At 71.4% G+C, this 6,353-nt stretch carries 6 protein-coding genes; 5 read left to right on the top strand and 1 reads right to left on the bottom strand.

What is annotated here, in order from left to right; all coding sequences use genetic code 11:
* Positions 1 to 94 precede the first annotated feature (94 nt).
* Positions 95 to 1,891, bottom strand: coding sequence for an AMP-dependent synthetase/ligase (locus tag ABT001_RS27370; protein WP_351282633.1), 1,797 nt, complete (start codon positions 1,889 to 1,891; stop codon positions 95 to 97).
* Positions 1,892 to 2,171: 280 nt separating this feature from the next.
* On the opposite strand from ABT001_RS27370, the gene ABT001_RS27365 reads away from it, so the two are divergent.
* The 5 genes from ABT001_RS27365 (at position 2,172) to ABT001_RS27345 (ending at position 6,305) form a co-directional block, all read left to right on the top strand.
* Positions 2,172 to 2,981 carry a metallophosphoesterase family protein gene (locus ABT001_RS27365; protein WP_351282630.1) on the top strand — a complete coding sequence of 270 codons (810 nt, stop codon included), beginning with the start codon at positions 2,172 to 2,174 and terminating at the stop codon, positions 2,979 to 2,981.
* A gap of 120 nt (positions 2,982 to 3,101) precedes the next feature.
* A complete protein-coding gene (locus ABT001_RS27360) occupies positions 3,102 to 3,551 on the top strand; it encodes an SRPBCC family protein (RefSeq protein WP_351282628.1) in 450 nt (149 codons plus the stop codon).
* 4 nt (positions 3,552 to 3,555) lie between these two features.
* Complete coding sequence (locus ABT001_RS27355) at positions 3,556 to 4,737, top strand: ArsA family ATPase (protein WP_351282625.1); 1,182 nt, start codon at positions 3,556 to 3,558, stop codon at positions 4,735 to 4,737.
* 80 nt (positions 4,738 to 4,817) lie between these two features.
* Positions 4,818 to 5,288 carry a DUF5304 domain-containing protein gene (locus ABT001_RS27350; RefSeq protein ID WP_351282622.1) on the top strand — a complete coding sequence of 157 codons (471 nt, stop codon included), beginning with the start codon at positions 4,818 to 4,820 and terminating at the stop codon, positions 5,286 to 5,288.
* 75 nt (positions 5,289 to 5,363) lie between these two features.
* Positions 5,364 to 6,305: an ROK family glucokinase gene (locus ABT001_RS27345; protein ID WP_145802082.1), complete on the top strand. Its 942-nt coding sequence runs from the start codon at positions 5,364 to 5,366 to the stop codon at positions 6,303 to 6,305.
* Positions 6,306 to 6,353 lie beyond the last annotated feature (48 nt).

Below are 6,353 nucleotides of genomic sequence, written 5' to 3'. Positions count from 1 at the left end.
GTGCTCTGCGGGCGTTTACCTCCCCCGGGTCAACTCTGCCGGGGGGGGGGGCCCCCCCCCGGCCGGTGCGGGCCCCTCCACGCGTACGTCCGGCTCAGCCGCGGTAGATCGACTCCACCTCGTCCGCGAAGTCCTTCGCCACGACGTTGCGCTTCAGCTTCAGCGACGGCGTGATGTGGCCCGCCTCCTCGGTGAACTGCGCCCCCAGAACACGGAACTTGCGCACCGACTCCGCCTTGGACACCGCCGCGTTGCCGTCGTCCACCGCACGCTGCACCTCGGCCAGCAGCTCGGGGTCCTCGCGGAGCGAGACCGCCGTCGAGCCGGCCGGCTTGCCGTTCTCCTCGGCCCAGCGGGAGAGGAACTCCTCGTCGAGGGTGAGCAGCGCGCCGACGAACGGCCGTCCGTCGCCGACCACCATGCACTCGGCGACCAGGGCGTGGGCGCGGATCCGGTCCTCGATCACCGCGGGAGCGACGTTCTTGCCGCCCGCCGTGACGATGATCTCCTTCTTGCGGCCGGTGATCGCGAGATAGCCGTCCTCGTCGAGCGTGCCGATGTCACCCGTGTGGAACCAGCCGTCGGCCAGCGCCTCGGCCGTCGCCGCCTCGTTCTTCCAGTACCCGCTGAACAGGTGCTCGCCGTGCAGCAGCACCTCGCCGTCGTCGGCGATCCGGACGACGGAGCCCGGGAGCGGCTGGCCGACCGTCCCGATCTTCTGCCGGTCCCACGGATTGAAGGCCGTGGCGGCACAGGTCTCGGTGAGTCCGTAGCCCTCCAGCACGGTGAAGCCGATGCCCCGGAAGAAGTGGCCGAGCCGCTCTCCCAGCGGTGCGCCGCCGGAGATCGCGTACTCCCCCCGTCCGCCGAGCACGGCGCGCAGCCTGCCGAACACCAGCTTGTCGAAGACCTTGTGCTTGATCCGCAGGAGCGTCGAGGGCCCTTCCGGCGTACCCAGGGCCCGGCTGTAGGCGATCGCCGTGTCGGCGGCCCGGTCGAAGATCCTGCCCTTGCCGTCGGCCTGGGCCTTCGCCCGCGCCGAGTTGTAGACCTTCTCGAACACCCGGGGCACACCGAGGATCAGTGTCGGCCGGAACGAGGCCAGTTCATCGGTGAGGTTCTTGATGTCCGGCAGGCAGCCGAGCCTGATCGGCGCCATCACGGAAGCGACCTCCACCAGCCGGCCGAAGACGTGCGCGGTGGGGAGGAAGAGCAGGACGGAACACTCACCGGTACGGAAGAGGGGCTTGAGCCGTTCCACGATGTTGCCGCACTCCGCGAAGAAGCTGCGGTGCGTCAGCACACAGCCCTTGGGGCGTCCGGTGGTGCCCGAGGTGTAGACGATGGTCGCCGGGTCGTCGGCCTTGGCGCTCACCATGCGCAGGTCCAGCGTCTCGTCCGAGACCCCGGCACCCGCCGCCACGAGCTCGCCGACGGCGCCCCGGTCGATCTCCCAGACGTGCCGCAGGTCTTCCAGCCCGTCCCTGACGGCGGTGACGGACTCCGCGTGGGCGGCGCTCTCCACGAGGACCGCGACCGCGCCCGAGTCGCCGAGAATCCACTGGACCTGCTCGGGGGAGCTGGTCTCGTACACCGGCACGGTGACGGCGCCCGCGCACCAGATGGCGAAGTCCAGCAGGACCCACTCGAAGCGGGTACGGGACATCAGCGCGACCCGGTCGCCGGGCTCGATGCCCGACGCGATCAGGCCCCTGGCCGTGTCTCTGACCTCAGCGAGGAACCGGGTGGCCGTGACGTCCGTCCAGACGCCCGCCACCTTCCGGCTCATCACCGCGACATCGGGATGCTGAGCGGCGTTGCGGCGGATGAGATCCGTCAGGTTGCCGTCCGTGGGGACCTCGTACAGGGCCGGAAGGCTGAACTCGCGCAAGACTGCTGCTCCTCATCGGGCTCCGGTTCCACGACTCTGTGCGACGCGCCGGATCGGTCCAAGACTGGCAGATGCTCAGTGGGGTGAGCACGACTGGACCCGCGGGACGTTACCCACCGGTACTCGGTTCCGGAAAGGGGGTTCGGGCCATATGTCTTATGCATCACACATATCGGCGCTCCTTCGGCGCACATTAGTCCACCCGTGTCCCGGTCCGGAAGTAATCGCAGGTCCGGCGGCCTCTACCCAGAGCGGCGGACGGAGACCTAGGGTGATCTCCATGCGAGCCGGCACACCGCGCGATCAGCACACAACCCCCACCCGACGGACACGCGTGCACGTGGTCAGTGACGTGCACGGGAACGCGGAGGCGCTGGCGCGCGCCGGGGACGGCGCGGACGCCCTGATCTGTCTGGGCGACCTGGTGCTTTTCCTCGACTACGCCGACCATTCGCGAGGGATCTTCCCCGACCTGTTCGGCGTCGCCAACGCCGACCGCATCGTCGAGCTGCGCACCGCACGCCGCTTCGAGGAGGCACGGGCCTTCGGCCGCGAGCTGTGGGCCGGCCTGGACCGCAATGCGGCGATCCTGTCCGCCGTACGCAAGCAGTACGCCGAGATGTTCGCGGTCATGCCCACCCCGACCTACGCCACCTACGGCAACGTCGACGTGCCCACGCTCTGGCCCGAGTACGCCAAATCCGGTACCACCGTGCTGGACGGAGAACGTGCCGAGATCGGTGGCCGGATCTTCGGGTTCGTCGGGGGCGGCCTCAGGACCCCGATGAACACCCCCTACGAGATCAGCGACGAGGAGTACGCCGCCAAGGTCGAGGCGCTCGGCCCGGTGGACGTCCTGTGCTCCCACATCCCGCCGGACGTCCCGGAGCTGACGTACGACACCGTGGCCCGGCGCTTCGAACGCGGCAGCCGCGCGCTCCTGGACGCCATCCACCGCACCCGCCCCCGTTACGCGGTCTTCGGCCATGTGCACCAGCCGCTGGTCCGCCGGATGCGGATCGGCGCCACCGAGTGCGTCAATGTCGGCCACTTCGCCTCGAGCGGGCGCCCGTGGGCCCTGGAGTGGTGAGTGACACGGCTCCGGGCCGGGGGCCGGGGCGCGGGCGGGAGGGTGGTCCGCACGCGATAGCCTGCACACGGCAGGCCTCTGCCGAACGCGACCGGTACACCGCACTGGAGGGCCACGGCGATGGCTGAACACACCAGCTCGAGCATCACGATCGAGGCGGCACCGGCCGACGTCATGGGAGTGATCGCCGACTTCGCCCGCTATCCGGAATGGACCGGCGAGGTGAAGGAGTCGGAGATCCTGGCCACCGACGACCAGGGGCGTGCCGAGCAGGTCCGCCTCGTCCTGGACGCCGGGGCGATCAAGGACGACCACGTGCTCGCCTACACCTGGAACAGCCCGTACGAGGTGAGCTGGACCCTCGTCAAGTCCCAGATGCTGCGCGCCCTCGACGGCAGTTACGCGCTGGCACCGCTGGGCGACGGCGACCGCACCGAGGTCACCTACCGCCTCGCCGTGGACGTCAAGATCCCGCTGCTCGGCATGATCAAGCGCAAGGCCGAGAAGGTCATCATCGACCGGGCACTCGCCGGACTGAAGAAGCGCGTCGAATCCGTCCCGAAGGCCTGATCACGTGCGTACGGTCCTCGTCACCGGCCCCGGCGGCGCAGGCCGTACCACCGTCGCCGCGGCGACGGCGCTCGCCTCGGCCCGCGGTGGCCACCGCACCCTCCTGGTCTCCGCCGACGCCGTGCCCGCCTGCCCCGCCGGACCCGACCCCTCCGAGGTCGCCGAGCGGCTCTCCTGCGTACGCGTCGACTCCGCCGCACACTTCCGCGCCGAACTGCTCGCACTCCAGGACCGGGCCTCCGGGGTGCTCGACCTGCTCGGTGCCAACCGGCTCGACGGCGAGGAGCTCACCGAACTTCCCGGCAGCTCCGAGCTCGCGGTCCTGCACACCCTGCGCCGGGCCGCCGAGGGGGACTGGGCCGAGGACGGCTACGAGGTCCTCGTCGTCGACCTGCCCCCACTGACCGACGCACTCGCGCTGCTCGCCCTCCCGGGGCAGCTGCGCCGCTACCTGCGCCGCCTCCTGCCCCGCGAACGCCAGGCCGCCCGCGCCCTGCGCCCGGTGCTCGCCCAGCTCGCCGGCGTCCCCATGCCCGCACAGTGGCTGTACGAGGCCGCCGCCCGCAAGGACGCCGAACTGGCCGCCGTCCAGGCGCTGATCGAGGACGGTGCGACCACCGTACGGCTGGTCGCCGAACCGGGCCGGGCCGCCGACGAGGCGCTGAGCGGCGCCCGCACCGGACTCGCCCTGCACGGACTGCGCGTCGACGCACTCGTGGCCACCCGGGTCCTGCCCCGCCACTCCGCCGACCCGTGGTTCGCCGACCTCGCCGCCCGGCAGGAGAAGACCCTGGACCGCTGGCGCCAGGAGTGGGCGCCCGCGACGTCCGTACGCGAGACCCCGCACCTCGGCCGCGAGCCACGCACGGTCGAGGACCTGGCGCTGCTCGCCGAGACCTGCGCGCCGGACGACCGGACGCCGGGACACGCCGGGGACCCCTGGTGGACCGAGGACGCCGGCGACGGCGTCATCGCCTGGTGCCTGCCACTGCCCGGCGCTGTCAAGGAGGACCTCGAGCTGGTCCGGCGCGGCGACGAACTGTTCCTCACCGCAGGACCGTTTCACCGGATCGTGCGCCTGGAGTCCGCCCTGCGCCGCTGCACGGTCACCGGCGCCGCGCTGGCCGACGGTGTCCTGCGCGTCCGGTTCACACCTGACCCCGCGCTCTGGCCCCGGACACAGTGAACGGGATACCACCGTTCGGGTAACGTCGGTAGTACGTGGCTCGCACGGCCACGCAGGCAACCGCGTCGCAGGAGTCCGCCATGAGTGAAGCCACCGATCGTCCCGTCGACGACGACGCGTGGGCGGAGGCCTGCGCCGAGGATCTCGAGGCGGAGAAGGCGCGCCGGCGGGCCCAGTACGGACAGCAGCCCGGCTCCGCCGCCGAGGAGCTGCGCAAACTGCTCGACGCGGTGGCCGACAAGGTCTCCTCGCTGCAGTCGCCGCTGCTCGGCATGGCCGCCCAGGGCACCGTCCAGCAGGTGATCCGGCAGGCCAGGTCCGCGGTCGAGCCCGTCATCGAACGCAATCCGGACCTGTTCGATCATCTCGCCGCCGCGGGAAACGAGCTCCTGGCCGCCTACCGCTCCGCCGTGGAGGGTCAGGAGGGCCGCTGGACCCGGGGCACCGAAGGCGCCGGAGGCACCCCGGGCCCTGCGAAGAAGGCGGCCGAGGACCCCTCGGACCCGCGTGACGAGGGCCCCGGCGGCAGCGAACACATCGACCTGGACTGACCTCGGGCAGGAAATACCCGTCCCCGGCTCGGGTACGGTTGGCCGTAGCGGGGCTCGACCGAAACTGAGGGATTCATGGGACTCACCATCGGCGTCGATATCGGCGGCACGAAGATCGCGGCTGGAGTGGTCGACGAAGAGGGCCGGATCCTCTCGACGTTCAAGGTATCGACCCCGCCGACAGCCGAAGGCATCGTGGACGCGATCAGCTCCGCCGTGTCCGGAGCCAGCGAGGGACACGACGTCGAGGCGGTCGGCATCGGCGCGGCCGGATACGTCGACGACAAGCGTGCCACCGTGCTGTTCGCCCCGAACATCAACTGGCGCCACGAGCCGCTCAAGGACAAGGTCGAGCAGCGCGTCGGCCTGCCCGTCGTCGTCGAGAACGACGCCAACGCCGCGGCCTGGGGCGAGTACCGCTTCGGTGCCGGCCAGGGCCACGACGACGTCATCTGCATCACGCTCGGCACCGGCCTGGGCGGCGGCATCATCATCGGCAACAAGCTGCGCCGCGGCCGCTTCGGCGTGGCGGCGGAGTTCGGGCACATCCGGGTAGTCCCGGACGGGCTGCTCTGCGGCTGCGGCAGCCAGGGCTGCTGGGAGCAGTACGCCTCCGGGCGGGCGCTCGTCCGGTACGCGAAGCAGCGCGCCAACGCCACCCCGGAGAACGCCACGATCCTCCTGGGACTGGGCGACGGCTCCGTGGAGGGCATCGAGGGCAAGCACATCAGCGAGGCCGCCCGGCAGGGCTGCCCGGTGGCCGTCGACTCCTTCCGCGAGCTGGCCCGCTGGGCCGGAGCGGGGCTGGCCGACCTCGCCTCCCTCTTCGACCCGTCGGCCTTCATCGTCGGCGGCGGTGTCTCCGACGAGGGCGAACTGGTCCTCGACCCGATCCGCAAGTCGTTCCGGCGCTGGCTGATCGGCGGCGAGTGGCGCCCGCACGCCCAGGTCCTCGCCGCCCAACTGGGCGGCAAGGCGGGCCTGGTGGGCGCAGCGGACCTGGCCCGCCAGGGCTGACCCGCACCACAGCACGTCCGACGCCCGTCGCGCCCTCAGGGGAGCGGC

The organism is Streptomyces sp. NPDC002793 (genome assembly GCF_040295485.1).
Taxonomy (GTDB): Bacteria; Actinomycetota; Actinomycetes; order Streptomycetales; family Streptomycetaceae; genus Streptomyces.
The sequence above is the reverse complement of the archived record's forward strand: the minus strand, read 5'-3'. Positions and strand labels throughout refer to the sequence as shown.